General features: G+C 59.2%; 24 protein-coding genes and 6 pseudogenes. 16 read left to right on the top strand and 14 right to left on the bottom strand.

Going from position 1 to position 26,037, the window contains the following annotated elements; all coding sequences use genetic code 11:
* Positions 1 to 91: 91 nt before the first annotated feature.
* The 7 genes and pseudogenes from repC to AC0L2A_RS10295 form a co-directional block, all read right to left on the bottom strand.
* Positions 92 to 1,297 carry a plasmid replication protein RepC gene (gene repC, locus AC0L2A_RS10265; protein WP_473608747.1) on the bottom strand — a complete coding sequence of 402 codons (1,206 nt, stop codon included), beginning with the start codon at positions 1,295 to 1,297 and terminating at the stop codon, positions 92 to 94.
* 156 nt (positions 1,298 to 1,453) lie between these two features.
* The gene (repB, locus tag AC0L2A_RS10270) at positions 1,454 to 2,482 is read right to left on the bottom strand and encodes a plasmid partitioning protein RepB (RefSeq protein ID WP_473608631.1); all 1,029 of its coding nucleotides are present in this window, start codon (positions 2,480 to 2,482) and stop codon (positions 1,454 to 1,456) included.
* Positions 2,482 to 3,678 carry a plasmid partitioning protein RepA gene (gene repA / locus AC0L2A_RS10275; RefSeq protein WP_473608632.1) on the bottom strand — a complete coding sequence of 399 codons (1,197 nt, stop codon included), beginning with the start codon at positions 3,676 to 3,678 and terminating at the stop codon, positions 2,482 to 2,484. Before repA ends, repB begins: the two co-directional genes overlap by 1 nt.
* Positions 3,679 to 4,599: 921 nt before the next feature.
* Positions 4,600 to 4,773 carry a hypothetical protein gene (locus tag AC0L2A_RS10280; RefSeq protein ID WP_473608633.1) on the bottom strand — a complete coding sequence of 58 codons (174 nt, stop codon included), beginning with the start codon at positions 4,771 to 4,773 and terminating at the stop codon, positions 4,600 to 4,602.
* A 197-nt stretch (positions 4,774 to 4,970) separates the two neighbouring features.
* The gene (locus tag AC0L2A_RS10285; RefSeq protein WP_473608635.1) at positions 4,971 to 5,264 is read right to left on the bottom strand and encodes a hypothetical protein; all 294 of its coding nucleotides are present in this window, start codon (positions 5,262 to 5,264) and stop codon (positions 4,971 to 4,973) included.
* A gap of 261 nt (positions 5,265 to 5,525) precedes the next feature.
* A pseudogene (locus AC0L2A_RS10290) lies at positions 5,526 to 6,565 on the bottom strand (tyrosine-type recombinase/integrase).
* Between the two features lie 77 nt (positions 6,566 to 6,642).
* Positions 6,643 to 7,163: pseudogene (locus tag AC0L2A_RS10295) on the bottom strand (GNAT family N-acetyltransferase).
* Between AC0L2A_RS10295 and AC0L2A_RS10300 the strand changes: the two are divergent.
* The 7 genes and pseudogenes from AC0L2A_RS10300 to AC0L2A_RS10330 all read left to right on the top strand — a co-directional run.
* On the top strand, positions 7,050 to 7,391 hold the full coding sequence (locus AC0L2A_RS10300) for a hypothetical protein (protein WP_473608755.1): 342 nt from the start codon (positions 7,050 to 7,052) through the stop codon (positions 7,389 to 7,391). The pseudogene AC0L2A_RS10295 and the gene AC0L2A_RS10300 overlap by 114 nt on opposite strands.
* 273 nt (positions 7,392 to 7,664) lie before the next feature.
* Positions 7,665 to 7,973 carry a hypothetical protein gene (locus tag AC0L2A_RS10305; RefSeq protein ID WP_473608636.1) on the top strand — a complete coding sequence of 103 codons (309 nt, stop codon included), beginning with the start codon at positions 7,665 to 7,667 and terminating at the stop codon, positions 7,971 to 7,973.
* Between the two features lie 79 nt (positions 7,974 to 8,052).
* A complete protein-coding gene (locus tag AC0L2A_RS10310) occupies positions 8,053 to 8,373 on the top strand; it encodes a DUF1612 domain-containing protein (RefSeq protein ID WP_473608637.1) in 321 nt (106 codons plus the stop codon).
* Positions 8,374 to 8,416: 43 nt separating this feature from the next.
* The gene (locus AC0L2A_RS10315; protein WP_473608639.1) at positions 8,417 to 8,671 is read left to right on the top strand and encodes a hypothetical protein; all 255 of its coding nucleotides are present in this window, start codon (positions 8,417 to 8,419) and stop codon (positions 8,669 to 8,671) included.
* A gap of 140 nt (positions 8,672 to 8,811) precedes the next feature.
* Positions 8,812 to 9,269: pseudogene (locus tag AC0L2A_RS10320) on the top strand (helix-turn-helix domain-containing protein); the annotation flags it as partial.
* Between the two features lie 544 nt (positions 9,270 to 9,813).
* On the top strand, positions 9,814 to 11,073 hold the full coding sequence (gene ltrA / locus AC0L2A_RS10325) for a group II intron reverse transcriptase/maturase (RefSeq protein ID WP_473608640.1): 1,260 nt from the start codon (positions 9,814 to 9,816) through the stop codon (positions 11,071 to 11,073).
* 80 nt (positions 11,074 to 11,153) lie between these two features.
* Positions 11,154 to 11,642, top strand: a pseudogene (locus tag AC0L2A_RS10330) (IS630 family transposase); the annotation flags it as partial.
* A gap of 92 nt (positions 11,643 to 11,734) precedes the next feature.
* On the opposite strand, the gene AC0L2A_RS10335 reads toward AC0L2A_RS10330, so the two are convergent.
* The 3 genes from AC0L2A_RS10335 to AC0L2A_RS10345 form a co-directional block, all read right to left on the bottom strand.
* Entirely contained in the window at positions 11,735 to 12,202 is a 468-nt protein-coding gene (locus AC0L2A_RS10335; RefSeq protein ID WP_473608641.1) for a hypothetical protein, read from the bottom strand.
* 243 nt (positions 12,203 to 12,445) lie between these two features.
* Positions 12,446 to 12,958, bottom strand: coding sequence for a hypothetical protein (locus AC0L2A_RS10340; RefSeq protein ID WP_473608643.1), 513 nt, complete (start codon positions 12,956 to 12,958; stop codon positions 12,446 to 12,448).
* A gap of 7 nt (positions 12,959 to 12,965) precedes the next feature.
* Positions 12,966 to 13,619, bottom strand: coding sequence for a hypothetical protein (locus AC0L2A_RS10345; RefSeq protein ID WP_473608644.1), 654 nt, complete (start codon positions 13,617 to 13,619; stop codon positions 12,966 to 12,968).
* Positions 13,620 to 13,806: 187 nt separating this feature from the next.
* On the opposite strand from AC0L2A_RS10345, the gene AC0L2A_RS10350 reads away from it, so the two are divergent.
* The 3 genes from AC0L2A_RS10350 to AC0L2A_RS10360 all read left to right on the top strand — a co-directional run bounded on the left by AC0L2A_RS10350 (position 13,807) and on the right by AC0L2A_RS10360 (position 16,737).
* Positions 13,807 to 15,027: a hypothetical protein gene (locus tag AC0L2A_RS10350; protein ID WP_473608645.1), complete on the top strand. Its 1,221-nt coding sequence runs from the start codon at positions 13,807 to 13,809 to the stop codon at positions 15,025 to 15,027.
* A gap of 48 nt (positions 15,028 to 15,075) precedes the next feature.
* Positions 15,076 to 15,585 (top strand): GNAT family N-acetyltransferase, encoded by a 510-nt coding sequence (locus tag AC0L2A_RS10355; protein WP_473608647.1) that lies wholly within the window; start codon positions 15,076 to 15,078, stop codon positions 15,583 to 15,585.
* Positions 15,586 to 15,678: 93 nt separating this feature from the next.
* Positions 15,679 to 16,737: a hypothetical protein gene (locus AC0L2A_RS10360; RefSeq protein ID WP_473608648.1), complete on the top strand. Its 1,059-nt coding sequence runs from the start codon at positions 15,679 to 15,681 to the stop codon at positions 16,735 to 16,737.
* Between the two features lie 209 nt (positions 16,738 to 16,946).
* On the opposite strand, the gene AC0L2A_RS10365 is transcribed toward AC0L2A_RS10360, so the two are convergent.
* The 4 genes and pseudogenes from AC0L2A_RS10365 to AC0L2A_RS10380 all read right to left on the bottom strand — a co-directional run.
* Positions 16,947 to 17,174 (bottom strand): hypothetical protein, encoded by a 228-nt coding sequence (locus AC0L2A_RS10365; protein ID WP_473608650.1) that lies wholly within the window; start codon positions 17,172 to 17,174, stop codon positions 16,947 to 16,949.
* A gap of 29 nt (positions 17,175 to 17,203) precedes the next feature.
* The gene (locus tag AC0L2A_RS10370) at positions 17,204 to 17,326 is read right to left on the bottom strand and encodes a hypothetical protein (protein ID WP_473608651.1); all 123 of its coding nucleotides are present in this window, start codon (positions 17,324 to 17,326) and stop codon (positions 17,204 to 17,206) included.
* Between the two features lie 423 nt (positions 17,327 to 17,749).
* Positions 17,750 to 18,101 (bottom strand): annotated as a pseudogene (locus AC0L2A_RS10375) (IS66 family transposase); the annotation flags it as partial.
* Between the two features lie 676 nt (positions 18,102 to 18,777).
* A pseudogene (locus AC0L2A_RS10380) lies at positions 18,778 to 19,313 on the bottom strand (3-oxoacyl-[acyl-carrier-protein] synthase III C-terminal domain-containing protein); the annotation flags it as partial.
* Positions 19,314 to 19,953: 640 nt separating this feature from the next.
* On the opposite strand from AC0L2A_RS10380, the gene aepX reads away from it, so the two are divergent.
* From aepX to AC0L2A_RS10410, 6 genes are all read left to right on the top strand, one after another.
* A complete protein-coding gene (gene aepX / locus AC0L2A_RS10385) occupies positions 19,954 to 20,919 on the top strand; it encodes a phosphoenolpyruvate mutase (protein WP_473608652.1) in 966 nt (321 codons plus the stop codon).
* Positions 20,920 to 21,309: 390 nt separating this feature from the next.
* On the top strand, positions 21,310 to 22,119 hold the full coding sequence (locus tag AC0L2A_RS10390; RefSeq protein ID WP_473608654.1) for a phosphocholine cytidylyltransferase family protein: 810 nt from the start codon (positions 21,310 to 21,312) through the stop codon (positions 22,117 to 22,119).
* A 36-nt stretch (positions 22,120 to 22,155) separates the two neighbouring features.
* The gene (locus tag AC0L2A_RS10395; RefSeq protein ID WP_473608655.1) at positions 22,156 to 23,388 is read left to right on the top strand and encodes a pyridoxal phosphate-dependent aminotransferase; all 1,233 of its coding nucleotides are present in this window, start codon (positions 22,156 to 22,158) and stop codon (positions 23,386 to 23,388) included.
* Between the two features lie 127 nt (positions 23,389 to 23,515).
* Positions 23,516 to 24,166, top strand: coding sequence for a CDP-alcohol phosphatidyltransferase family protein (locus tag AC0L2A_RS10400; RefSeq protein WP_473608656.1), 651 nt, complete (start codon positions 23,516 to 23,518; stop codon positions 24,164 to 24,166).
* 18 nt (positions 24,167 to 24,184) lie between these two features.
* Positions 24,185 to 25,330, top strand: coding sequence for an aminotransferase-like domain-containing protein (locus tag AC0L2A_RS10405; protein WP_473608658.1), 1,146 nt, complete (start codon positions 24,185 to 24,187; stop codon positions 25,328 to 25,330).
* Between the two features lie 142 nt (positions 25,331 to 25,472).
* Positions 25,473 to 25,874 (top strand): GNAT family N-acetyltransferase, encoded by a 402-nt coding sequence (locus AC0L2A_RS10410; RefSeq protein WP_473608659.1) that lies wholly within the window; start codon positions 25,473 to 25,475, stop codon positions 25,872 to 25,874.
* Positions 25,875 to 26,037: the final 163 nt, after the last annotated feature.

Genomic DNA, 26,037 nt, shown 5'->3' on the forward strand with positions numbered 1-26,037 from the left:
TGTCCGGACAAGTGGAGTTCCGCCAGTGCCGTTCGCGCCGCGATGCAGGTCCTTCAGCTTCATACCGACACCCTTGAGACCGTCCCCGTGCTCACCCCGCCATCCTCGCCGTGGCGCCGTTCGCCTTCAGCGCCGCCATCAGCATCGGTCCGACCGAAAACGCCCCTGCCCTGGCCTTGTCAGTCAGCACGCGCAGGTATCCGCCGGCGGAATTGATGTGCTGAGCGCGTTGCAGGATGCAGGCAATCACGATCGCGGCGGTTTCCTGGCCCATCGCATGGCAGGCCTCCTCATACGCCGACGGCGAGACGCCAAGGTAGCCCCGCACCTGGGCGGCGGTAATCATGAAATCGCGCCAATTGTCGATCCCATCGACGGCGTAGTCCGCAATTTCCGGGCAGGCCTTCAGCACAAGCCCCATGGGATAGGTTTTTGGGGGCTCTGCGGTTCTCGTCCTTGGCTCGGCCGTCGCCCCGCTTTTCTCTAAAGCAGGTTCAAATTCAAAAAGAGAGTCGGTATTTGAATCAGATTGCTGCCGCTCGTTTTGAGAGTCATTGCCGCTCGGATTCGTGGATTTTATATGAATTTCCAGCAGTTTATCCACATCATCACGCAAGGCGGCCAGATCGGCAACGATAGGCTCGAGCTCGGCAATGCAGGCTCGGCGCGGAATAGCCTCCACAACCTGGCGGAAACGTTTCCAAAGGCCTCCCCAGTCGCCCGGGACATCTTCGTTGACGGCCGCCTCGATCAGCTTGTGGATGTCACGGCGGTGCAAGGTGATCCGCTCGCGCATAAGCTTGAGCGCCCTGTTGTCGGCGCGAATACGCTCGGCGGCGGCCTCGAACTCGTAAGCACGGGCCAGCAGCGGCGCCAGCGAGAAGCCGAAGGCTTCCTCGATCTCCCCTCCCCTGCCCTTGCGGGCGTAACGCTTGCCGTTCGGGCTATCCCGACGGGTGATCAGTCCGCAGTCCACAAGAGCCGCCAGGTGCCGCCTGACCGTGGGCTCGGGCATTCCGTGCGCCCTGAGCGACAGCTGTGCGTTCGAGGGAAAGACGATGAGGTCGTTGTCCTCGCTTAAGTCGCTGTCAGGATAGAAAGATAGCAACGCATTCAGCACGGCCAGGGCACGATCGCTGACGCCGGCGATGCTCTTGCCCTCGCAGAGGTTGCGGTAGATCTGCCACTTGTCGACGACCCTGCCCTTGGGGATCTCACGTGAATCGTTCTGCGCTGCCAGCATGGCAAGCGACATCGGCCGCCGCCCGAAGGGCGTCGTTGCAATACCCGTCTCCATTTCTTCCTTCACCTTCAATTAGGCAAAAGAAATCTGCTCGCCAAAACGGCGTCACGACTCTTGACAGTGATTCGGGGAAATGCGATTCTCAGCTTGCTTAAGGATGAGAAGGGCTTCCGCGACGGTGACGTTCGGGGGCCTTTTTCTTTTGCGGTTTCAGTCTCCCGTTGCTTCCTTGGTGGACATCCGGAACGCCACATAGAGGTCATCCAGTTGTCCGGTGATGAACTCAGCGAAACGCGACCCGTCAGCGGCCTCGAGGGTGACGATGGCCTTTTTCGCGGACTTCTTCAGGGTAACGCTAACTGATCTATCCGTCGGCGCCCAAGATTTGATCGGCTCTCTCCGAGTGGGTGCAGGAATCTTGCCTGGGGGTTTTCCCGCCAAATGTTGGGCCAGCATTTCCAATCGCTCATCGCTTGTGGCTGCTTTGAAATCGTCGGAGGCCATCAGCTCCTTGACGGCAACTGCCCCCTCCCTGAGTTTTTTGGCAAGATCGTACCAACGGTCTCGGCCGCTGTTTTTGGCGGCGCCGATGGCGGTGATGATTTCAGGCGGAATGTCCTTAGTGACAGAAATCATCTTCGAGACAACGGTTTTATCGACCGATAACGCTGCCATAATGATTTCGCGGTCGTAGCCTTTGCGCTCGAGGTTGCCAGCAAAGACGGCCTTCTCAATGAATGAGAGATCCGCTCGGGCGCTGTTTTCCTGCCCTTGGGCTATTACATGGTCCCTATCGTCCAGTTCCTTGACGACCGCCTTCACCGGTCTGCCGAGCACCTTAGCCGCCCGCGCGCGTCGGTGGCCGAATACAGTCATGTAGCGGCCGATCACGCCGGGATGTGGACGCACTAGGATTGGGCTATCCTGCCCTCTCTGCCGGATGGCTTCTACCAGCTCCTCAAAGGTCTCCTCATCATCACCTATGCGATCTGAAATGAACGAGATGTCGATCATAGCAGGATCGAGTTCGATGACTGTAGCGCCTTCAAGGAGCCGGGATTCAATCTCCTTTGCCGCCTGCGCTTTTTCGGCGAGCTCATCTATCGACCTCGTTATGGCCCCGAAAGCACCACGGCTGCGGTTTCGCTCCACTGCTGGGGAGAGATCACTCCCCGGATCTGAGTTGACTGCGGTCAACTTTCGTTCCGTGAATGAGGTGAGGAGGTTCTTTCTAGACATCAGCGCCCCCATGCCTTGTGGATCAACTCTGTGATCTCGGAGTTGACGCGATGCACCGATTCTATTGCGCGGTCATACGTTGACCGTGTGAACTGGGAGCGTTCGACCTCGTAGAGCGTCTGCTTGGTTATCCCTGCATCCGAGATCGCGGTACTTTTCAGCATCTCGTTGACGAGGACATGCTGCTTGAACAGCGATCGCATGAAGGCGACCATTTGGCTCTGCGGGCCGTCAGTAGGCTCGTAGCGGGTAACAAGGTAACGAAGCCAGTCGAGCCGCATGTTGGCTCCTGCCCTCTTCAGGGTGCCCATGACCTCGCCCATCATCAGCAAGAACTGGCACATTGACATCACATCAAGCATCTGTGGATGCACGGTGATCAGGATGCCGGTTGATGAAGAGAGCGCGGTCAGTGTCAAATAACCAAGCTGAGGCGGGCAATCGATGATGACTACATCGTACTGGTCTGCAACGCCAGCCAAGGCCTCATCGAGACGTCCGAAAAAGATGCGGCCCATGGAGCCGTCCTTTTGAGCGAGGGCGAGGGGGGTATCGTATTCGAATTCCTGCAGCTCGAGATTCGCGGGCACGATGTCGAGATCCGGGAAATTTGTCTTCTGAACTAGCGCCGACAGCGGCTTTCTTTCGTCATCATAGCGTAGGGCTTCGTAGAGGGATTCGTTGTGGTCGACCTCCGGCTGGAAGCCGTGCAGGGCGGATAGCGAGGCTTGCGGGTCAAGGTCGATGGCTAGAACTCGATGCCCGGTTAGTGCGAGATGCTGCGCCAGGTGGGCTGCCGTCGTCGTTTTTGCGGAGCCCCCCTTGAAATTGACGACTGCAATTATCTGCAGGTGTTCGGTGTTTCGACGGTGCGGAACGTACTTGGCTGCCGCCCGGCTGTTTCTATCCAGATACTGGCGCATCTCCAGTAGCTGCACGGCCGTGTATGAACGGCGGCCGGACGGTGTTACCATCGGCAGCGGCCCCTTGCCTTCGAGAGACAAATTCTTGAGATAACCGCTCGTCACATTGAGATATTGCGCAGCCTCCGACAACTGGAACGGTCGCAAGGTTTTCTGTGCATTCGGCGGGAACATTTCGAGCCGATGCTCGTGAAGCATTGCGGAGAGGTCATTGGCCTGCTGCGTGATTAACAGATCGACTTCTGCAATCTCTTCCCGGATCATCATATTCATCGAATTTTTCCGCACATGCGTTTCTAAAGCCGATACGGCCTACTAACCGCATGTAGCCCTGATTCTTTCGGTCCGGCAACAGATTTAATACTAACGAAAGGTTAACAGAGATGTCGCCCGTCCTCAGTTGACTGCAGTCAACTTGGTGCTGCAAGTCGACTCACGTGAAACTGCGCATTTTGCCACCAAGGATCCACCTGACGTGGCGTCAGAGCGGCGGTTGAATAAATCGCGCCTGGTCGAATGGGAGCGCAGCATCGAGATGCCTCCGCACGAGCAGTTTTGGTCAGTTACTGCCTTTGGCAGATGCGCATCTGTCCATGCTTAGAACAGATGGCGCCGGTCAGCCCAGGCGAGCAACACGGCGGCGTCTGAATCGCGCAAACGCACCCCTTCTTAGCGCAGGCCTTCAGCGATCGCATCACTGACCCCCGGATCGACCCAGTGCCCATGCGCCATCAGAAAGAACCAGGCGAAGGCAGGCCAATCTCGGCGTCGACCGCCTCGGTCCCCTCCATCAAGCGGTGCACCGAAGCGCCTTCTTCCAACAGCAGCTTCTGGTGGGGCATTTCGAGCCGCCGCGGAATAAAACCGACCTCGCGCCGGCGATGCTCCAAAGCGTGGATGTCAAAAACCCAATGGGCAAAAATTTATTCCACGGACGCACTCGACCGGTCCCAATCCGCAAAAAACGGGTTTTCGCGCGACACGACATCGACCCAGTCGCGATTGGCGTCCAGGAAAACATGTGCGCTCTCTGGCTTGACCTCGCGAATGACGCGGCCCTCAGGCTCAGGTCGTTGCGCCTTTCGCTGCTCTGCCTCGATGCGGGTCCGACGCGCTAGGAAGCTCTTCGGACGATGCCGCCACCCGTGCGGCCGCGCAGCCGGTAGACGGGTCCGGCAAGCACGGGCGCGTCGGCTACAAGTTCGAGCCGCGCCCAGGACGGTCGAACAGATCGCCGGCGCTGTAGGGACGGTAGTCGGGATCGACGACCGACCCAGCTAGGTGTTCGATCTCGCGGCCGAGCAAGATCTGGACGAAGTCGACGACGCCGCGGCCGGGGCGAATGCAAAGACGCTCGTTTCGCGCCATTCGGCGATTTTTTAGTCGGCCGATCGATGCTGATTCCAGAAGGCCGTGGGATTGCCTCTGAGCGCGGCCAACTCGCCGGGCGAGCGACATGCTTGTCGGATAGCCGCTCGACGTCGACGGTCTTGTTGCCTTTGAGGATGGGCAGGACGCGCGAGGCTCTCGCGATGCCGCCGAGGCGGATTCAGCGCAGTTTGAAATCACGTTGGCTGGATGGATTTGGGAGGGCGCGTACCGGCCGTCGTTTCCATTGGCGCAGCCAGTCGTGTCGGCCAGCGGTGGCTCATTTCGTCGCCTGCGAGACCATCGAACGCCTCGTTCAGCGCATCGACGATCGCTTGGCCGAGCGCCTGTGCTGTCTCAGCGATCTGGGCTTCGTTTCCCTTGCGGGCCGCGGTGGCGAGTTCCGAACCCGGATCCGTGAGGATCGCATTGGACCTATCGATCGCCCATTGCGCAAAATCGTTACGGCTGTCGATGATCCTGGTTTCCATCGATGCGCGCTCCTTCGTTCACAATTTGTTGGCCAATTCGGGTTAGGGGTCAGGAGCGCGATGGGTATTGCGTTCGCGCCAATACACTCCTCCGAGGCTTGCAGCGTCAAGCTCGCTGGGCCGTTTCTCCTCGCGCAGCCCGCGATATCGGCCGATACGGGACCCATTTCCCCTTCGTTGAGACCGATCACGTCGAGCCCTTGACGGAAAAGCACTCCTTGTTCGATTCAAACGGGAAGGGGAGGGGGCTTTCCCGACCTCCTACAAGCCACTCGCCTTGGTGAGATTGACCCGGAATCGGTCGCGGCGCCGCTGATACTTTCGGGTCATCTCGGCCGAGGCATGCCCGAGCTGCTTTTGCACGTAGCGTTCGTCGACCTCGGCCGAGGAGGCGAGGCCCGCGCGCAGCGAGTGCCCGGAAAATTTCATCTTCCGCTCGCCCTCCGGAAGATCGCCGCGCACGCCGGCGGCCAAGGCCGTGCGCTTGACCAACCGGGCGACCTCCTGGTCGTTCAACCGCTCCGAGCCAACAGCCTTGCCTTGGCCGGTGACGCGGCGGAACAGCGGTCCGTGCGCGATGCGAGCGAGCTTCAGCCAGGTCTGCAGGGCAACGGCGGGCAGGTGACGTCGGACGAGCCGCGGCCGATCTCAACCTCCCGCCAGCCGGTCTTGCCGCGCAGCATCACCAATATGCCTTTGTCGAGAACCTCGACCCAGCCGCGGCCGTCCTCCGTCTGATCCCTGTCAGCGTCGAGACCGACGAGTTCGGAGCGCGCAGCCCGCCGGCAAAGCCGAGTAGCAGCATGGCGCGGTCGCGCAGCCCGCGCAGGGTGCCGCGGTCGAGCGTTTCCAGCATGGCAATCAGATTCTCCGGCAGGATCGCCTCCTTTTGCCGTGGCGGCGCGGCGTGCGTATTGCGTATGCCCGAGCGGCTGCCCGCGCTGGGTAAAATTCCAGGTCAGCGACAACAGCCGCCGCTCGATGGTCGATACCGAGTTGGGGTGCTTGTCTCCGGAGACAGACCCGGACGCGCAAGCGGTGATATAGAGGCCGACCACTCGCGGATCGGGCGAGAACGCGTCGACACCCTGCCGCCGCGCCCAGGCGCAAAAATGCTTCCAGTCGGCGGCATAGGCGCGCCGCGTGTTGGCGGAGCTTGCCGCTTCGACATAGTCCCGCGCTCGATCGGCGAGCTTCTCCAGATGCGCCGGCAGGCGCGGACCATGATCCGCCTGAGCTGCGGCCGCCGGAAGGGCAGGGGAGGGGGGGTCCGTGTCCTCGCCCACCCCAGGGAGTCCCATGGCACGGACGATCTCGATGACGTCCGGTAGATCGTCGTCCTGCCCGGCGCCTTTGGACCTGTCGGCGGCCGTCATGATCAAAGCCTCCCGCCGAAACGAAGCGCGGCCTCGAAAGAGGCCAACGGCAGGAATAGCGACAAAGGCCGATCCTCCAGACCCAGGGCGCCGTACGATCGGTACCATGCCGCCACCCGCTCATTCTTGGCATCGATAGACATCAGGATGCCGCCAACCTCGGCCGCTGCCCGAATGCAGCGCTACGCCGTCGCAAGCAGCAACTGGCCGCCCAGGCCCTCACCCTGGCCGGCCGCGCCACGGCGAGGCGCGCCAACCGGAAGCCGCCGACCTCATAGCGGCCCAGGCCCTTGCGGAGTTTCTCCGGCACGCGCTCGAACTCCGCCGCGGCGGGGCTCAGCGTGTAGAAACCGAGAACCGTTGCGTCATGTTTTGCCACGGCGAGAAATGTCTTCGAAGCGCCCCGCTCATGGTTGCGGCGCGCATGCATACGAAGAAATTCATTGAGGGCGGCGTCGCCGCAGTCGAAACTGTCGCGGTCGTGCCGGGCGACGGGCTCCTCACCCCACGCCGGCAGGCTCATAGATCGGCGGGCAGCGCTCGCGCCGCCGCGATCAGCTTCTCGTTGGGGGCAGGCGGGTTCTCCAGCGCCTCCAGAACACGCAGTCCGTCGCGTTCGGACAGAACGATGCGGTCGTTGCGCTCGATCGAGGACGCAGGGCTGCTGTCGAAGGAGAAGCTGCTGGCCGGGGATATTGTGCCCGACTTTTCTTCCAACCATCAAAACGCCGACCCAGAGATCGAGGATTGACTGTCCCGGTGGCGCGGAGCAACCGCCGGCAGTTGCGTTTCCAAGATTTGTGGGCATTTTTCGGACAAGGGGCAGTTCCGGGCTGAGGCACTCGTATTCCCCCTAGTGAGCCCTTCAACGTCAAGAAAGTGCCTCTCACGAGCGAAGCGGACGATGGTGGGCAAATCTTGAGATCATAAAGCTGTCAGTTGAAGTTAACCGCGTAATTTGCCATAGCAATATTGATGGGAGATACTTATCGATAGTTAAAGCTGGCGCCAGAAAGACATCGCTATGACGGAAGCCAATGTGGTGTTAGCTTCCGTATCGATGATACCCGTTAAGGTTATCAATACGTTGCAGACCGCCTATCCATATCCCCGATCCACTACCGTGTGGGAACCGATCGCCGGTGCACTCGCCGTGGCCGAGGACACGACCGCGCGGCTCGACGAGCGTCTTGCCAAAAGCCCGATCCGCGTCGGCTGGATCGCGCGGACTCACTTCGCAGAAGCCTGCGCCAGTCTGTGGCTCAAGGGCGAGCTCGTCCGTCGATCTCGTTCTCCACGACGCCGGCATGGATGTCCGAACGGCAACCCATGAGCTCACCCGTGCACGCGCCGTGCTGCGCGCTGTCTTCAGCCGGCCTGGCTGGGCTTCGCCGTAGGGCAGAGCCCAAGGCTTGAAGCGCGAGGGGCGTGCGGATTTCCGCGCCGGCAACGCGACTGACATGGAGGATGAGGGCGAAACGACCGGGCCGTACGCTGAGCTCGACGAAACACTGGCGGCGACCTTCGCAGCCGTCGACGCGGCGATCGCGCAAGCGGACCGCACGTTCGCCGGCGAGCGCGACGGGCAGGCGGAACGCCGGCCGCAGCGTGACCCGCTGGTCTACGACCTCGACTGGGATGAGGACGCACGGCTCGAGGAATGGCGCATCGTCGTCGATCGCGTGCGAGCCCTGCCGCCCACCCTGGCGGCGGCGATCGCCGCCGATGCCTAGGCTGAGATCGAACCGCTAGATCGACTTCGACCAGGTGACGGGTATGGCATTGGCGAACGCACCGCTTCGAGAAGCGATAGACGAATACAACGATCATCGATCACGCGCGTTCAAGGTAGCCGCAGAGGTGACAAGCATGATGAAATTCATGGCTTGGTCGTGGTCAAAGGCGCGAGATATCGTCGGATACGAAATTACCAAGGCTCGTGGCTGGGAGCTCGAGGAAGGGGACGCTCATGCAGACTGGCTACTCGCAGAAGCGAGCCGCCTTGTCAGCCTTGATGAGGCCAATGCATGATCCGGCTAATTGCGCATCTATGCCGGCCCGGGCGGCACGCCCCGTCTAGAGCGGGATGAAGAGAGGCTGAATCGAAGGGGGATTCCCAAATCAGCGGGGATTTGATTCAACATGCTGGCTGGGGATGGAGGCCAGCATGGATGGGCAAGCCTTATTCGATGGATCTGCGCGAGCGGGTTGTTGGTGCGGTTGAGCAGGAGGGCCTGTCGCGGCGGCAGGCGGCGGCGCGTTTTGGGGTCGGCATCAGCACGGTCATCCGGTGGGTTCGCCGGCTGCGGGAAACGGGCATGGTGGAGCCCGGCAAGATGGGCGGGCGACGGCCGAAGAAGATTGCCGGTGCGCACCGCGACTGGCTTATCGAGCGCTGCCGCAATACAGACTTCACGCTGCGCGGCCTTGTGGCAGAACTGGCCGAGCGCGGGCTGAAGGTCGACTACCGCTCGGTGTGGGAGTTCGTCCGTGCCGAGAAGCTGACGCACAAAAAAAGACGCTGATCGCCGCCGAGCAGGATCGGCCCGATGTGGCGCGTCGGCGGGCGCAGTGGAAGGCCCATCAGGGCCGGATCGCCGCCTCCCGCCTGGTCTTCATCGACGAGAGTGTGCTGCAGAGGCACGGAAGGAGTTCAGTATGAGCTAACCCCGTAACGTGAAGCTGCGTGAATGATGGAGGACGGCCCTCCGGGATCGGCTTTCAGGGGCAGGTCCCAAACCAGTCCGAGCTGCTGCGGTAAAGAGCCGTGGTGGTGAGCGTCGGATGAAACGTTCGGGCGAGACCCGAGCAGGTGCATGTCCAAAAGACGAACGAAAGTGAACCCTCCGAGGACGCGTCGTTATGAACGTAAGTGTCGTCGAAACCAGGACCGTTTCGTCATCCTGGGACAAGTCCGCCAGACGCCTGATGACCGGGCGGGCGGCGACCGGCGTAGAGGGGGCGTGAGTTGGACATAGGCTTTCACGCGGAACTGCAGGAACCAGGCTCCTGATGCAAAGGGAGAAGCTCAAGCGGGCCAAACCGCAAGGCGAGAGTACCGATGCAGGAGACTGGGGCGGACCGGCCCGTATGAGCGCTGAAGGCCCTGTAATGGGGCCGGAGCAAAGGGGTCGGATCAGGTGGTCGTATTGTTTGGAACAACTGGAAACAGGATGACTTCAGAAGATACGACAGACAAGCCGTTTCGAATAGAGAAACGTCAAGTGTACGAAGCTTACAAAGCGGTCAAAGCCAACCATGGCGCAGCCGGGGTGGACGGGCAGACCCTGGAGATGTTCGAAAAGGACCTTGCAGGAAACCTCTACAAGGTCTGGAATCGGATGTCCTCAGGGACGTACTTCCCACCGCCGGTTCGCGCTGTCTCCATTCCGAAGAAGACTGGGGGCGAAAGGGTTTTGGGTGTGCCCACCGTCAGCGATCGGATCGCGCAGATGGTGGTCAAGCAGATGATTGAGCCGGATTTGGATTCCCTCTTTCTTCCAGACTCCTACGGCTACAGGCCGGGAAAATCGGCTCTGGATGCAGTTGGCGTCACGCGTCAGCGATGCTGGAAGCATGACTGGGTTCTGGAATTCGACGTCAAAGGGCTGTTTGACAATCTTCCGCACGATCTCCTGCTGAAGGCGGTCAGAAAGCACGTCACATGCAAGTGGGCTCTGCTCTACATCGAAAGATGGCTGGCAGCGCCGATGGAGAAGAACGGGGAAGTCGTCGAGCGCACACGCGGTACCCCGCAAGGGGGCGTTGTTAGCCCGATCTTGTCGAATCTCTTCATGCACTATGCATTTGATCTGTGGATGACCCGGACGCATCCTGACCTTCCATGGTGTCGATATGCGGACGATGGCCTTGTGCATTGCCGGAATGAGCAGCAGGCAGAAGCCCTCAAGGCGGAGCTTGGTGCTCGACTGGCAGCATGCCGGCTTCAAATGCATCCGACAAAGACCAAGATCGTCTACTGCAAAGACCAAAGGCGCAGGGGGGAATACCCGAATGTCGTGTTCGACTTCCTCGGGTATCAGTTCCGGCCGCGACGCGTGGCGAACACACGGCGAGATGAGTTCTTCTGTGGTTACACGCCTGCGGCCAGCCCAACGGCAATGAAGTCGATGCGGGCCACGATCAAAAGCTTGAACATCCCGCGGCAGACGCCGGGGACGCTGGCTGAAATCGCCCAACAGCTCAATCCACTCCTTCGCGGATGGATAGCCTATTATGGCCGCTACAGCCGTTCGGCCCTGTCCACTCTGGCTGATTACGTCAACCGGAAGCTCAGGGCGTGGATCATGCGTAAGTTCAAGCGCTTTCAGTCCCATAAGACGCGTGCCAGCCTCTTCGTGAGAAAGCTGGCGCGGGAAAATCCAGGACTGTTTGTGCACTGGAAGGCGTTCGGAACGAATACGTTTGCCTGATGGGAGCGGTGTGAATCGAGAGGTTCACGCACCGTTCTGCGAGAGGCCGGCAGGTGAAATTCCTCCGGCCTACTCACCCCTGGACCAAGACCAACATGGCTCCGCTCCGGGGCTGGGCGCCGCGCGGCCAGCGCCTGAAAGCCAAGGTGCCGCATCGACGCTGGAAGACCATGACCTTCCTGGCTGCCCTGCGCCACGACCGCGTCGACGCCCCATGGCTCATCGACGGGCCGATCAACGGCGAGCGCTTCCGGCTCTATGTCGAGAAGGTGCTCCTGCCCACCCTCAAGCCGGGCGACATCGTCGTCATCGACAATCTCGGCTCGCACAAGGGCAAGGCCGTCCGGCACGCCATCCGCAAAGCCGGCGCCAAGCTCTTCTTCCTGCCCAAATACTCGCCGGACCTGAATCCAATCGAGCTGCTCTTCGCCAAGCTCAAGCACCTGCTGCGAAAGGCCGCCAGACGCACCACCGACGCCGTCTGCAGCGCCATCGGCCAAATCCTCGACACCGTCACATCAAAGGAATGCGCCAACTACTTCACCGAGGCCGGCTATGTCCCAACCTAAAATCATCGCGCTCTAGCGTGATGAACGTCCCGGAGCTGTATGGCTGGAAGTCTGGCAGCACCGAGAGGATCGAGCCATCGGGCTGGAGGAATTCATGATTGGCGCCCGGGATCATCTCCGGCTCGAGTGGAATGCGCGCTCGGATTGTGAAGAATGACCGCCCCCTCTATCCATTTCTCCGAATAACCAGGAGCGTGGACGTCCCGTGAAAAGGGCAGGGGGGCAGGCCCCTTGGGATCTATCTCGCCGCGCCGGATGCCAGCATGTGTCATCTTAAGACGGCGATCTCCGAAGCCCGCGACGAAGCCCATGCGGTTGAACTTCGGTATCGTCCCGACGGGGTTAAGCATCACCGCGCTGACATTTTCTGCCTCGGGCAGGCCGAAGAAATTCGACGGCTCTTGCCAGCTTTCGTAGGCGTGCTCGCGGATCCGCTCGATCCGGCGCGCACCGTCAACAATTGAATGGCGCACACCGAACACATATTCGGTCGCCGGCATAATGATACGCGACATCGATTGCGGGGCGTGGAAATGCTGCAGCGCGATTACGAACGGCATGTCCGTAACCCCAGGCACCGTCCAGTAGCGCGTCTTATGGTAAAGCTTCCGCTTGAGCGCACGCGCGACCCTGATCGGTATGTAATTCTCAAGATATGCCCGCGCTTCGGCAGCAGTGTTAGGCTGGGGCGCGTTACCTCGGAGCGGCGGGTTGATCGTCGTCGCCTCGACCGCTAACCGACCCCTGGGGCTGGTGAGCAGGAGGTCGGGCACAGCAACGCCTTGTTCGTGTGCAAAACCAAGCTACAGCTCCCACACGCGAGGATCGAAGCCCGTGGTCTGGAACTGCTCGATAAAATTACCGTTGGCATCCTCATAGAAGCGCATCATCGCCTGGATAAGTTCGCGCGCCGGCGAATAGCGCAGATCCTCGAGCAAGACGCGGAACGTTGGGTTCAGCCGCGTCTCGAGGACGATCGGCGCGAAGAAATCGATCGGCGGACCGTCCTCGTCGCCCTGATAGTAGGTGGAGTCTGGTTCGAGCGCATGGGCTGCCATCGCAGCGGCGAGCGAAGCGCGGGCAACTTCGAACGACGCCAGAGAAGTGTTAACGGCGATGCCGCGAAATCGCAGGCGTCGATCGCGGCCGAGCAGTACCCACCCGAAATCGTGGTCTATGCGATCCCAGGTTACAATACCCAGGAGCCGTTCGTCAGGCGTCGAGAACCACGCCGCTTCCTGCAGAAGCGTTATCAAATCGGGCCGCCGGGTGTAGCCCGCTAGCGCTTGGAAGCGCTGCTCACTGAGTGTGCGCATTCAAGACTCAGCCTCGCGGGGCCAGCGGCATAGGCGGGAACGGCTTACGCGCCGGCGGCGGTGGCGGTGGCGGTGGCATGACACCCGGAGCCGCTGGCTGTATCGGCGGAGGGAAACAGGCGGGTGCCGCCGGCAAATAAGGCTTGGTGCCAAGGCCCCACAGCGAGTCGATGTTGGCGAGATAGAGCCCGACCCGGTGATCGCTGTCCTGGATCAGCCCTTTGAAAAAGCTCTGATGTGGGCTGCCGGGTGACCGGTCGAAAGAACCGAGCTGCGAGGGCCACGGATCGTCGAGCCCTTGGGCGATCGCCTCGATCGCGGCGCGATATGCCTCGGTGTCATCATCGCTTCCAGTGAAATAGAATTTCGCAGCAACGATCGCGGTCAGCCCGCCCTTGCGTTCGCCGATGAATTGCACAGGCGAGAGCAGTCCGGCCATGTAGATCCGCTCCACCGCCTCGATCACGCGCTCGTCGTGATCCTCGTCCCAGATCACGGCGAAGTCATGGATCTGCGGGTGATCAAGCCGGCGCCGCGTGACGTCGAGCCACTCGACGCTACGAAAGACTGAATAATGGGTGCCGCGGCCGAGCGCACCAACCGGCGCCGGTTCGTCATAGAGGCAAGCGAATAGTTTGGAATATTGGCGTACGTCGGCCATGAGGCAACTCCGATCTCATCATTGTTGACGTGGATTCCTCCACAGCAGCCTCGCTTTCGGCGAGGCCACCTAACCGACCAATTTTAACAGATTCCGCCGCTCCGTTCCAAGCGATGGCCTGGGTTATGCTGCGTCGATGTGAGATCGTGCGCCGATCCGGGATCACTTCAAATAGCCAAGGGGGAACGTGGGGCATGCAAGTATCACTGTTGGAGGCGAAATCGACTCGCGCTGGCTGTCGGCGCTGATCCAAAAGCATGATCGTATTTCTTTCGCTGTCGCCTGGGGCGGAATCACGTCGGTTGCCGATACACTTCTCGCGAACAGCGCCAAGTTTGAATCCATTCTCATCGGCGTCGACTTTTCCGCGACAGATCCTGACCTCATCGATCGTCTCGTCAATGTCCCGAATGCTTTCGTCGTCAAGAATCGACCAGGTTGCTTCCACCCCAAGATCTTCTATTTCGAGTCCGGTACCACTGCTGAACCGATCGTCGGCAGTGCCCAACTTCACAAGGGGTGCCTCGGGCCAAATCTGGAGGCAAGCGTCCACGTCAGAGGTGCGGTTGAAGATCCCTTTTTCAAGCAAGTTAGGGACCAGCTCGACCGCTACAAACCTCTGCGCCTTCCGATCACCCAACCACTGGCTGACAGCTATCGTCGACAATCGAGAGCCGCCAGCAGTTCGCCGCGGCCCAAGAATCCAGTGCTACCGGATGAAGGAAAGCACCGGAAAAGCTTTAATTCGCCTCTCGCGACTATGCCATGGAAGGAGTTTGCCAGGCTGGCTCAGCAGGACCTGCATCATGACTACAAGAAGCGTTTGAGACTGGTACTCGCGATCCAACAAATCTTCGCAAAGACTTCTTCGTTCGCCAACCTGTCAATCGCCGAAGCAAAGGGCGTCGCGGGCGTTCTTGGCCGCGTGGAAGCTCAGGAGGCAAGCCTCGACGGTCTGGATTGGGGATGGTTCGGATCAATGGGTGGCGCGGGAACCTTTGCCGAACTGATTGGCCTGGAAAATAAGGCACTGGCTAAAGCGCTCGACGCAATCCCGAAGCGCGGGAACGTTACGGAGGCGCAGTTTGACGACTACGTCGCGGCATTCACCGCTGCCTTCTCGCAATCCCCGCGTACCGCGCGTCTTGCTCCGGCAACCCGGCTCCTCGCAATGAAACGCCCCGACTTCTTCGTCTGCGTGAACGGTGGCAACACGGCAGGATCTCGCCACCGCACTCGCGTTACGCCCACCACCATTAAGCTCGAGAACAACTGGGAGCGGGTGATCGACCCCATCCAACAGGCGCCTTGGTACAACACCCCGCGCCCCACGACATGGGAAATGGAGCTGTGGGATGTGCGTGTTGCTATGCTCGATGCTATCTACTACCAGCCAAAGCCCAATTGAGGGCCCAACATCGGGCTGGATTACCCTCTTACTCGCCGAGCGTTCTATATGGACGAAAACGAGACTTACCTGTGGTGCGGCGTCTTCCGCGATCTCAACTCGGAGGACCGACTGTCGGTGACCCAACTCGTCATTAAGGGCGGTGCCGTCAAGGGCACCCCGGATCAAATTGATGCGCGACTGGGGCGGACACGGACGCTGGCGCTACTCCGCGTCAAGGCGACTGACCGCATCGTCGGCGTCGCCACACTAAAAAACCCCCAACCAGGATACCGGGTAAATTCGTTCGCCGCGGCCGCGGCTCCGATCGCAGGCTACGAAACCGCGCCGGAGTTGGGATATGTTGTGATCGCCAAAGAGATGCAGGGCAAAGGGCTCTCCGGCGGCCTCGTCGACGCTATCCTCAAAGAGCTCCGCGAGCCTGCCTATGCCACGACCGACAGCAACACCATGAGAAACAATCTTAAGCGGTCCGGCTTCACCACGGCGGGTCGGGAATGGCAAGGCAAGAGGGGTACACTCTCGCTCTGGACGTTCGTTCCTCGTCAACGGGCATGACCTTCTGCGAGAGATGCGCAACGAAAGATCCCGCGGGACGTCTCATCATAATCCGTTTGAAGAATTTGCCCGGCTTCACTGTGTAGGAATAGGATGACGTCGTACTGCACTTTCCTCGTATTCAATCCCACTCACGTCGAGGCCGTCGATTTTATGTGCTCCGCTGCGGGCTGGAAAACTCGCTTTATTGCCGACCCGTCCGAACGATTTTGGTTTTACAAAAATGGGGTGACAGAGATCTCGCATCCTGACGCGCTCACTATGCGGCCGACCGGCTCTATAGCCGGCCAACTAATGGTCATCGATTCGGACGAGACGACGGCCAACAACATTATTGGCCTGGTCCGCGCGGCGAACGACGTTATGGAGGGAAGTTACAAGCAAGACGCCCCATTCCGCGAAGGTTTTGAACTGCCTGACGATCCATCTGAACAAACAGGCGTTTTCCGCGATATGTTTCGGAGTCTTGGTTTCTTTGAGCAATTCAACCATGATTCTGACTTCCCGCTTGCAGTGGCGTTGGCTGCAACTGCGTGGCAGGACAGACGTCTGGTGTATGCAATCCATAAACTATCGCGAAGTTTCGAAACGGAGAGCATCACGTGGTGGTCAACTCACCCTAGGTACGGCCAGATATTCGACAAACACTCCGAGCTCCACTCAGCTCACGTAAACACCTCGATAGCAATCAATCTTGCCTTCTCAGCGATTGAAGAGATCAAACTCCAAGTGAAGTCGAGCCCAGCTAAAGTGCGGTTTCTGGCAGGCGAGTGGAACACTGCCGTGTTGAAAGATATTTTGGATAGACTCCAGGACGCGGGGATAGATGTTGACCAAAAGGTGAATTGGATCGTGAGGGGCAAGAAATCCAAGTCGGAAGATAGCATCAAGCCAACGCTTGGAGTGCCGACTCCGTACGGTGACGGCCAAGTTGTTCGTGATATCGAATTGACAATCCCCGACGCACTCCACACCAGTAGCTTCATTCGAAATTTCATGACGGCACATGGATTCAGCGATTCCTCTGAATTCCTTGGCCCTTATGAGGTTTTCAACGTTCAAAGTTTGGCTCGCCGGCTCATCCTCTCGAAAGCTCAATTGTGGAATGTCAGTACCGACGATATTTTACGGCGGACCAGTTCTGAAAACTGACGGCTAACACATTTTCTTCCCATGCTAGATCGTCAAGGAAATGCGGCTTGGCCGTAGATGCCTGCTGCGTGAGCGTTGATCGCCGCTCAGCCATTGCCACAGTCGTCGGACATTGACGAATGCTCCTTAACCAGAAGGCAACGCATCGTCACCAACACGCTCGATTGCGATCACGCCTCTTGCGAAACCCGATCCGGCAAACTGACCGCCTAGCTGTCGACGTCGTGGAAAATTAAGCCAGGTCCGTCAGAGGGCAGTACTGCCGATTTCTTCATCGAGGTGGGGCTCCGGGCCGAGCTATCCGGAGCCGATTGCAGGGACTCAAGTTCTTCGATGTGGGCGTCGATCTCGGCGTAAAGTTCGTCAAAAGAGTCGTCGCTTTTCAGCTCAAAGTAGGCCTGCGCGACCTTCAGATTTTCCTTGAATTCCTTGTACATGCCCGCCTCGTCGTCGGAGGAAAATCGACTTACGAAACGCCCTCGGCGTAGTCGGCGAACTCAGCATCCTTGAATATCTGTCGGAGCAATGTGTCCGTCAGCGGCTTGGCGTCCAGCCAAGTGATCGATTGCTCGCGGATGTCCGCCACCATTCTCTGGCGCACTTCCTCCGGCAGCAGGTCCCACGACGCCAGACGACCAGGAGTTTTCCGCCAAGCGCCTGACCGCTCGCAGGCGCCCGTGCGGCCCACTCCAAAATGTCTGGCCGGGCCTCGAGTACCATGACAAGAAAGGCTCTTTCGCAGCGTGCGCCTAGGAAAGACTTCAACGATTTATCCAAAGGGCTGGCCTTCAGCCGCTCGATGAGCCCCGGGTAGAGAGCGGGAGGGACCCGGATCCGCCCGTCTTCTGCTGCCTTTGAATTACACGCGACTTCACCGAGCAGGCGGTCGAGTTTAGCGCCGTGAGCATAAAGCTCCACCAGTTCGGGCGAGGCTGCGACGAGGGTGGCGAAGGCGTCGGTAATCGTTGGATGGCGGAACACCCACCGGTTGCCATCATCCTCCGATACTAGTCCTGATGTCCCGCTCCAGAAGGTTGTTGTCGATCGGCATGCTGCCGTCCTCGGTGTAACGCGTCAGATATTCCCATTGGTTCAGGGCGTAGGAGACGGCGTCGCCGAGCTTGCTGTCCGGGCAAGACTTTTGGGGCGATGTCGTCGAGCCATGCCTTGAGAGCATGGAGGATGGGGACACTATGTTGCTGGCGGAAGCGGCGAATGCACTCATCTCGCGTTTCGCCGTCATCGGGGATTTCGTTCCGCGCCTGCCTTTCAACCCGATAGAGCTGTTCGAAGAACCGGAGCGCCTGTTCCGGCGGGCCGCCACCCTTCTTTCTCGCTTTGAGTGCGTCGACGAAGCGCCTTTCCGGTTCTGACCAAACGCCCGATCCCGCATGCGGGATTATGTCAATAGCCGGTACACTGAGGACGCGCCATTGCATATGTGGCTCGGAACATCCGTCGAGGATGTCAGAAGCACGCGCTTCGACCATGTCGGATTTGTTTGATCCCCGACAAAATATTTGGCCATTCTCTTGTTTCGCCCTGACATAAATAGCTGAAGAAGAGCAGTGAGAAAATTATGTTTTCGAGCCAAGTCAGGAAACTGGCATGGGTTTTGCGATTTGTGGCTGCTAGAGAGCTGCCGGCGAAGACGCAACGTTGGCCGATCCGACGAGCTGCCAGACTGGGAGAAACAATGTGGTAAGCAACCGTATTCCCGATCATGTCCCGCCGAAATGGTGAGGAACTTTCAGCTTATTTACGTCGCGTGGCATGCAACCCATCGCTGACGGAGATCCCCTTGTAGCTTTCGCTCGGGTCCACTCTTGAATTGGATATCTAACTCATGAAGCGTTACAATAATAACAAGTCGATGCTACGCACCGTAAGTAGCTTGCTGCTGCTATCGACAGACGCCGCTTTGGCACCAGGGTGACGAACTGGCCGGAATACGAGGCAGGGCTTCGTCATCTTGAATCAAACCTTGAGATTGGATTTGTATGGCGCTGCCGGCGCACCGGGTTGACGGGGATCCGCCGGTTAAATGCCGACCACCAGTGCACCGCCTGTCAAGCCGGCGCCGGCTGCAGGCAGCAGCAGTTTCTCGCCTGGCTGAAAGGGATTGGCGCCATGCGCGACCGACAGCGATAGCGGGATCGTTGCGGCCGACGAGTTGCCGTACTCGGCTATGGTCTTGACGATGCGCTCGTCGTCGATGCCGAGCGACTTGCCGACCGCGTTGAAGATGCGGGCATTCGCCTGGTGCGGCACGAAGCGAGCGACGTCCGGCGCCGAAAGACCGGCTGCCGCCAGCGCCTCGTTCGAACAGCGGCTCATCATCTCGACCGCCTTCGCGAAGACCTCGCGGCCGTTGGTAATGGTCATGCGGGTTTCGGCGATGTCGATCTGCTGCGTGAAGGGACGGTTGCTGCCGCCCGCCGGGATATGAATCAGGCCATAAGCGGACCCATCGGAAGCAAAGGAAGAGCCGAGGATGCCGTGGGTGGGATCGCTGGATGGGCGAGTACCACAGCGCCCGCGGCATCGGCGAACAGCACTGCGCTCGCCCGCTCCGCCTTGAGCCATCACCCCCGGAAGTTCCTGCCCGGGGCGATCCAAAGATGGGGAGCACGTCAACCCACGCCGGAAACGAACTCAAAACTGGATAGAAATTGGGGGCAAGGTCACCATGGCTCTCGCAAATTGGCCTACCTTGACGGAGCGCAAACCTATAAGGGAACGGCGTTTGGTCAGAACGGAAGGTGTGTCAAGGTCGCCTCCTCCATCGTGTCAATCACCCTGTCGACAGAGATGACAGGGCACCTGCCCGATTGCGGACCCAGTCTCTGGAACCGGACTGATTACAGCGAATTTGGGAGAAGCCATGACATGGCGGACATTGGACAACGCGGAAAGCGGTCCGAATGACGCATGAGTTCCGCCTTCCACGGAGGAATTCTGTCCGCCATTGCTGGGAAGACGTCGGGCAATCGACACTGTTGCCAGATTTGTCGAGTCTGTGACACGGGGCTTTTCGGCTTGGCTTCGTTGGACCATCATTCAAGTCATTGAATATCGGGGACACCCTTTTCTGAGGCTTTTTCTGCGCAGTTGGCATGGGTTTTGATGCTTCCTCCTGAAGGCAGCAGAAGCTGCCGAGCGATTTCATGTCGTGGTTGATATCGCGATCGATGGAACTAAGGGAGGAAAGCAAGCATGTCAGATCTGCGTCGGGTGCGCATACTATCGGAAAAAGGGCATCACCCGCGGAATCCGGGCGGCAAAGCGGACGCAGATATATCTACGCTTCGTGACCTCATTTGCAGCCGTGACGAACCGTCATTCCTTATGGAAGCCCATGACGCGCTCTCCGCAGCGATCGCGCAGCGGGCCGGTTTCAAGGCGCTTTGGGCGTCCGGCCTCTCGATCTCCTCCAGCCTCGGCTACCGCGATGCGAACGAGGCCTCTTGGACCCAGGTGGTCGACGTAGTGGAACGGATTGCGGACGCAGCGGAAATTCCAATCCTCGTCGACGGAGACAGCGGATTTGGCAATTTCAACAACGCCCGTCTGGTCGCTCGCAAGCTGCGGCAGCATGGCGCGAGCGGCGTTTGTCTCGAAGACACCGCGTTTCCGAAGATGAACTCCTTCGTCGGCGACCGCCATACGCTGGCGGAGATTGGCGAGTTCTGCGGTCGCCTTAAGGCCGTCAAGGACCAGGTTCCGGATCCAGAGTTCGTTCTCGTCGCTCGAACCGAGGCGCTGATCGCCGGATATTGTCAGCACGAGGCGCTTGCACGAGCGCACGCCTACGCGGACGCCGGCGCCGATGCGATCCTGATCCACTCCCGCAAGTCCGACGCGGAGGAGATCTTCACCTTCGCGCGAGCCTGGCAGAACCGCCTTCCTGTTGTGATCGTGCCGACGAAATACTACCGCACGCCGGTCGCCGAATATCGCGCCGCACGTATCTCGACGGTGATCTGGGCAAACCACAATTTGCGCGCTGCGATCGCCGCCATGCGCGACATCTGCAATCGCATCATTCGCGAGGAAGGCATAGCTGGCATCGAGCCGGATGTCGCCCCGCTAGAAGAGCTATTCGAATTGATGGCTTATGACGAGCTCGCCGCCGCCGAGACGCATTATCTTCAGCCGAAGACCGGAAACGGTGCCGCATGAGCGACCGGAGACGATCGGTCGACTTGAAAGTGCAATTTGCAAACGCAGGAGGCGCCCGTGCTGGCGCAACGGACACGCTTGTTAAAATCCTCGGGAACGGCGGCGGCGGGCGCCACCGCCAAGGCTGCCAGCGACGCCGGCCGGAAGATCGTCAATCTGACGGCTAGCGAAATCTGGAGCGATCTGGTCCCGACGATTTGGGGAGGGCCGATCGAAGCCATCCGAACGGCTTTGATCGCAACACCCGCTCGGGCTGTATCAGCCCACGGGCTGCGCATCTCGATGGCATTCCGCCGAAAGGCCCCAACATGGCCTTCGCTGGCTCGCTGCTGGCCTCAGCGCCTGGCAACTACGAATAGTCCGCCAAAGCATCGCACCAAGGGATAACCCATGACCAACAACTATCCAAGGCAAGCCGTCATTCTCGCCGCTGGCTTCGGGTCGCGTCTGCGACCGCTGACCGACTTGCGGCCAAAGCCCCTGGTTGAAGTCAATGGCACTCCGATCCTCCATAACGCGCTGCGAAACCTCGAGATGGTTGGTGTGGAAGCAGTCACTATCGTCGTCGGCTATCGCAAGGACGCAATCGAATACTCCTGCGGCAACTGCTTCGGAAGTCTCGACATCAGTTATGTCGAATCGGATGTTTTCGACAGAACCGGTAGCGCCTATTCGCTCTGGCTGGCGCGCCACGCCCTCTTGATGGGCGATACCTATCTTCTCGAAGGTGATGTCTTTTTCGAGCCGGACGCGCTTCACTGCCTCGCAATGAGCGAGGCAAAAAATGTAGCAGCCGTCGCCCCGTTCGGCGCATCGATGGAAGGTTCCGCCGTGGTCCTGACGGATCGCGGTTACATCGCCGAAGTGCGGATGGGACAGACCGCTGCAAACCTGACGGACGGTTCGCTGCAGCTGTTCAAGACCATTAACCTCATCCGCCTTTCCGGCGAGGATCTGCGCACGACAATCATCCCGCATCTCGATGCTCTCATCGGCGCCGGCGCCGTCAAATCCTACACCGAAGAGCTGTTGTCTCAGTTGGTTCAGCAGAAGGGCCTGCAGATCGCGGCGGCCCGGTGCGACGATCTCAAATGGTACGAGATCGACAGCGAGGAGGATCTTCTGATCGCCGAAAGGATCTTCGCGCCAGAGGGCCTGACGGCAGTCCAGCTCCTGGCAGCGAGCGGTTCTGCAGGCTGAGGCGTGGCAGAGGCGGACAACAGACAGGAGACAGACATGTTGGCGCAACGAATTTCGCTCCTTTCCGGATCAGGGACCGCGGCAGCTCGGGAAGCAGCCAAGGCAGCGGCAGCTCAAGGTCGCGAGATTGTGGACCTGGCCGCCGGCGAGGTGATCACCGAGCCACCGGCCTCGGTTCGCGAAGGCGCGATCGCCGCCATAAATGCCGGTGCAAACCGTTACACTGAATCCATTGGCCTGACGTCCCTCCGCAGAGCCGTTGCCGAGAAGCTGTCGACCGAAACCGGGCTTGCCTGGGATACCGACAACATCGTCATCACTGCAGGTGCGAAACAGGGGTTGCTTGATGCCACCTTGGCACTCCTCGATCCAGGCGACGAAGTCATCGTTGTTCGTCCCTGCTGGCCGACATTCGCATCGCAGATCCTTCTGGCGGGCGCAAAGCCTGTCTTCGTGGACGCCAGGCCGCCTTCCTATGTTCCCGAAATCCGCGCCATCCGTGGCGTCGTAACATCAAAGACCGCGGCGATTATCATCAACTCGCCGAATAATCCGACGGGAGCGGTGTATGACCGGGCGACCCTCCAGGCCATCGGTGATCTCGCAATAAAGTATGATCTTTGGATCCTTTCCGACGAATGCTATTCCAATTTTGTTTTCACCGGTGATCGTCATCAGTCGATTACCATGGCTCATCCGGGCATTCGTTCGCGAACCATCCTAGTCAACGCGTTCTCCAAAGAGTTGGCCATTACCGGGTGGCGTCTCGGCTATTTCGCGGCACCACCGGAAATCGTCGCTGCGGCCAAGAAGCTTCAGAGCCTTACGACATCGAATGCGAATGTGATTGCTCAACACGCCATACTGCATCACCTCGAAGTCGGCGACGGCAGCTATGAGCGGGAGGTGCATAAGCGCCTCGCCGCTGCGCGGAAGGCGGGGCTAAGTATTCTTTCTAAGCTGGGGGACGTCGCGCCACCCCGTGCCGATGGCTCGTTCTTCTTCTATCTCGATCTCGCGCCCCTTCTCGGCAACCTGCCAAGGACGACCTCAATTCGGACGGTAGATGATATTGCCCGCATCCTTCTTGAGGAAGCAGGTGTCGCTTCGGTCGCCGGAACCACGTTCGGCGACGAGGCAGGACTGCGGCTTTCATTCGGAGCGCCACCGGAAGAACTCGAACCGGCGTTGGAGAAAGTCGTCGCTGCACTCAAGGGCCTGAAAAGCCGTCAGGCGGCTCCTGATCGAAGCCATTGGAGGCCGGGTTGACAAAGGTAAGCAGCGAGCGGCGTTCGCTCTCCGGAATCAACTATGGAGATCGCACGCCCATCCTTTCCACTTGCGGACCGACGGCGCCCGGTGCCGCCGCCAAGAGCTTTGTCAAGAAAGTACGCCCATGCTGATCTACCTTCGAGACTACGCCAATGCCATTACAGCAGCGGGCTATGTCTTCGCGATCCTCGGACTTTTCCTAGCGCTGAACGGGCGAATCGAGCTCGGTACCGCATCAATGCTCTGGATGTGGTTCCTGGACCACTGGGACGGTCATGTCGCCCGCAAGACGAAGGACAGCCGCCGTCCAGGAGCTGCGGACTTCGGAAAATGTCTCGATGGCTTCGGCGACTTCATCCACGGCGTTCTATTTCCGTCCGTCGTTGTCGTACTTGTTGGGAACGGGAGCGTTCTGTCATTCGTGTCCATTCTCGCCCTCATCATGGCCGGCGCCATCCGCCTCAGCTATTTCGAGAATTTCGGGCTGACGTCGGATGCCAAGTTCACCGGCATTCCTGTCTCCTATGATACTCCGTTGGTCGCGATCCTGCTGATGGCGCGGCCAGTTTTCCCGGTTGCGTCGTTTCCGCCAGTCTTCGCGATCGCCTTCATCGCCCTCGCCATGCTGCACGTGACTAGCGCGGTTAAGGTGCCGGCGATACGGGGCCGGGCAATTCCGGTCGCAACAGCCCTTGCGGTCTGGACTTCTGCTGTTTTGGCACGAGAGAGTCTGTCTCACCTAATGCGGCTGATAATGAAAGCTGGTGAGCATTGAAGACGGGAGGTCTAGGAAATGAATAGGATAAACGTCCAATCTGGATCGCTGGTCGACAGGTGTGTCGATGAGAATGGATTGATCCGACTTAATCTCAACCATCCCCCTCCTGTTCCCCAGCCTTTTGATCAAATCTTCAAGGATGTGCTTGCGGAACTGTTTCTGACCGTGTCGCCCTCCAGCCTTGTAAAGACACATCGTTGGACAGGCACCGACGAGGATCGGTCGAGAGGAGCCGAATTCACGGGCCGCCGATTAGGAACACAACCGCATGCGGGCCGGGTTGTTTTGACCCACAGTACACAAGCGGCCATGCATATGATCCTCCCCGGGATTATCCCTGGAGGTCGAGCGCTTGTCGTAGAACAAATGACCTATCCGCCGGTACGAACTTTTGCCGAGCGCTACGGAATTCCGGTTATTGACGTGCCCATCGATGCCGACGGTGTTGAGCCGAATGCGTTCGAGGATGTTTGCAAAGAAGCACAACCCGCCGCGATCTATCTTTTGACCACCTATCAGAATCCCACAACCATCACGATGTCTTTGGGGCGCCGCGCGCTTATCGCGGAGATCGCCAGGCGCTATGGCGTCAAAATCATTGAAGATGACGTCTATAGCCTTCTAAGCCCGTCGCCCTTGACGCCGATCTCAGCAATGGCGCCGGAACTATCCTGGTACCTCTTGGGAACAGCGAAAAGTTTCGCAGCCGGGCTGAAATTGGCGTATCTCGTCGCTCCTACAACGGACGAAGCTGCCCGCGTGTTCTGGCCGGGAGTTCGTGCGACCTATTGGATGGCAACGCCGATGAGCGCTGCCTTGATGTCCGGTTTCATTCGCCGAGGCGACGATCAGGCGGTCTTGTCGGCGGTGAGGAACGAGCTACGCAGCCGACACAGACTTCTCGACCAGATCCTTCGCAATTGCCATTATGTCACGGATCCTGGCTGCCTGCATGTATGGTTGCCGTTAACCGAAGGCACATCCAGTCGAGAATTGGAGGACGCCATCAAAGACGATGGCGTACAGGTCGCCGCCAGTAACTCATATGCATCTCAAAGCTTTGAGCCTCCTGAGGCGATCCGAATCGGTATAGGAAATCCAGAGACAGTGGACTTGCTGGAATACGCGCTGACAATCGTTTCGCAATACATTCCCTCTTAGCAATAAATTTGGAGACGAAGAGAAAAGAAGATTGTAGAGCAGAACCATGCCTTGCGAAAACTCCGCAGCACCGCACACCCCGACCGCTAAATTCGACTTACGGCTCATCCCTCTGGAAGAAGGAGCGGACCTTAGAAGGAGAGTGCTGCGTCCCGGTATCCCTGGCTGGGAATTCCCGTTCCATCCGACGTCCGACTTTTTTCACATGGGGGCGTTCCGGTGCGGCCAGCTTGTAGCGGTGGTTTCGTTTTTGATCGAACCGATGAAGGACGACAGCAAAGACGTGGGTCGTACTTGGCGGTTGCGCGGCATGGCCACCGAACTGAATCAACAAAGGCGCGGTATTGGTGGGCAACTTATGGAAGGCAGTCTGGCAGAAGTGATGGCGAGGAACGGCACAAGGGTTTGGTGCTATGGGCGCACGTCGGTTGAAGCGTTTTACCTCGGGAATGGCTTTCGAGCCTTGGGCGAGGCTTTCGACATCACCGGTGTCGGCTTACATGCGTTGTATGTCAGAGATCTCAAGCAGCCCGTTTTTGTATGAGGGCGGAAATCAGCGCATCTAAAGCCAATCTTAGCCTACTAGAAAAGGTCGGTAAGCATTGCCTGGAGTGTGTGCTAGGGGCAGCGTTTGTTGGAAACCCGTCACGATTCATCGAATCTACTTGGATTGAGCCGATGTGACGGTCACGAGGACTATCATGTGT

The organism is Mesorhizobium sp. WSM4844 (genome assembly GCF_055811775.1).

Bases quoted from the DNA above. Each gene is read 5' to 3' on its own strand.
- repC (WP_473608747.1), bottom strand. From the start codon at position 1,297: ATGGAGACGGGTATTGCAACGACGCCCTTCGGGCGGCGGCCGATGTCG.
- repB (WP_473608631.1), bottom strand. From the start codon at position 2,482: ATGTCTAGAAAGAACCTCCTCACCTCATTCACGGAACGAAAGTTGACC.
- repA (WP_473608632.1), bottom strand. From the start codon at position 3,678: ATGAATATGATGATCCGGGAAGAGATTGCAGAAGTCGATCTGTTAATC.
- AC0L2A_RS10280 (WP_473608633.1), bottom strand. From the start codon at position 4,773: ATGGCGCGAAACGAGCGTCTTTGCATTCGCCCCGGCCGCGGCGTCGTC.
- AC0L2A_RS10285 (WP_473608635.1), bottom strand. From the start codon at position 5,264: ATGGAAACCAGGATCATCGACAGCCGTAACGATTTTGCGCAATGGGCG.
- AC0L2A_RS10300 (WP_473608755.1), top strand. From the start codon at position 7,050: ATGGTTGCGGCGCGCATGCATACGAAGAAATTCATTGAGGGCGGCGTC.
- AC0L2A_RS10305 (WP_473608636.1), top strand. From the start codon at position 7,665: ATGACGGAAGCCAATGTGGTGTTAGCTTCCGTATCGATGATACCCGTT.
- AC0L2A_RS10315 (WP_473608639.1), top strand. From the start codon at position 8,417: ATGGCATTGGCGAACGCACCGCTTCGAGAAGCGATAGACGAATACAAC.
- ltrA (WP_473608640.1), top strand. From the start codon at position 9,814: ATGACTTCAGAAGATACGACAGACAAGCCGTTTCGAATAGAGAAACGT.
- AC0L2A_RS10335 (WP_473608641.1), bottom strand. From the start codon at position 12,202: ATGCCGTTCGTAATCGCGCTGCAGCATTTCCACGCCCCGCAATCGATG.
- AC0L2A_RS10340 (WP_473608643.1), bottom strand. From the start codon at position 12,958: ATGCGCACACTCAGTGAGCAGCGCTTCCAAGCGCTAGCGGGCTACACC.
- AC0L2A_RS10345 (WP_473608644.1), bottom strand. From the start codon at position 13,619: ATGGCCGACGTACGCCAATATTCCAAACTATTCGCTTGCCTCTATGAC.
- AC0L2A_RS10355 (WP_473608647.1), top strand. From the start codon at position 15,076: ATGGACGAAAACGAGACTTACCTGTGGTGCGGCGTCTTCCGCGATCTC.
- AC0L2A_RS10360 (WP_473608648.1), top strand. From the start codon at position 15,679: ATGACGTCGTACTGCACTTTCCTCGTATTCAATCCCACTCACGTCGAG.
- AC0L2A_RS10365 (WP_473608650.1), bottom strand. From the start codon at position 17,174: ATGTACAAGGAATTCAAGGAAAATCTGAAGGTCGCGCAGGCCTACTTT.
- AC0L2A_RS10370 (WP_473608651.1), bottom strand. From the start codon at position 17,326: ATGGTGGCGGACATCCGCGAGCAATCGATCACTTGGCTGGACGCCAAG.
- aepX (WP_473608652.1), top strand. From the start codon at position 19,954: ATGTCAGATCTGCGTCGGGTGCGCATACTATCGGAAAAAGGGCATCAC.
- AC0L2A_RS10390 (WP_473608654.1), top strand. From the start codon at position 21,310: ATGACCAACAACTATCCAAGGCAAGCCGTCATTCTCGCCGCTGGCTTC.
- AC0L2A_RS10395 (WP_473608655.1), top strand. From the start codon at position 22,156: ATGTTGGCGCAACGAATTTCGCTCCTTTCCGGATCAGGGACCGCGGCA.
- AC0L2A_RS10400 (WP_473608656.1), top strand. From the start codon at position 23,516: ATGCTGATCTACCTTCGAGACTACGCCAATGCCATTACAGCAGCGGGC.
- AC0L2A_RS10405 (WP_473608658.1), top strand. From the start codon at position 24,185: ATGAATAGGATAAACGTCCAATCTGGATCGCTGGTCGACAGGTGTGTC.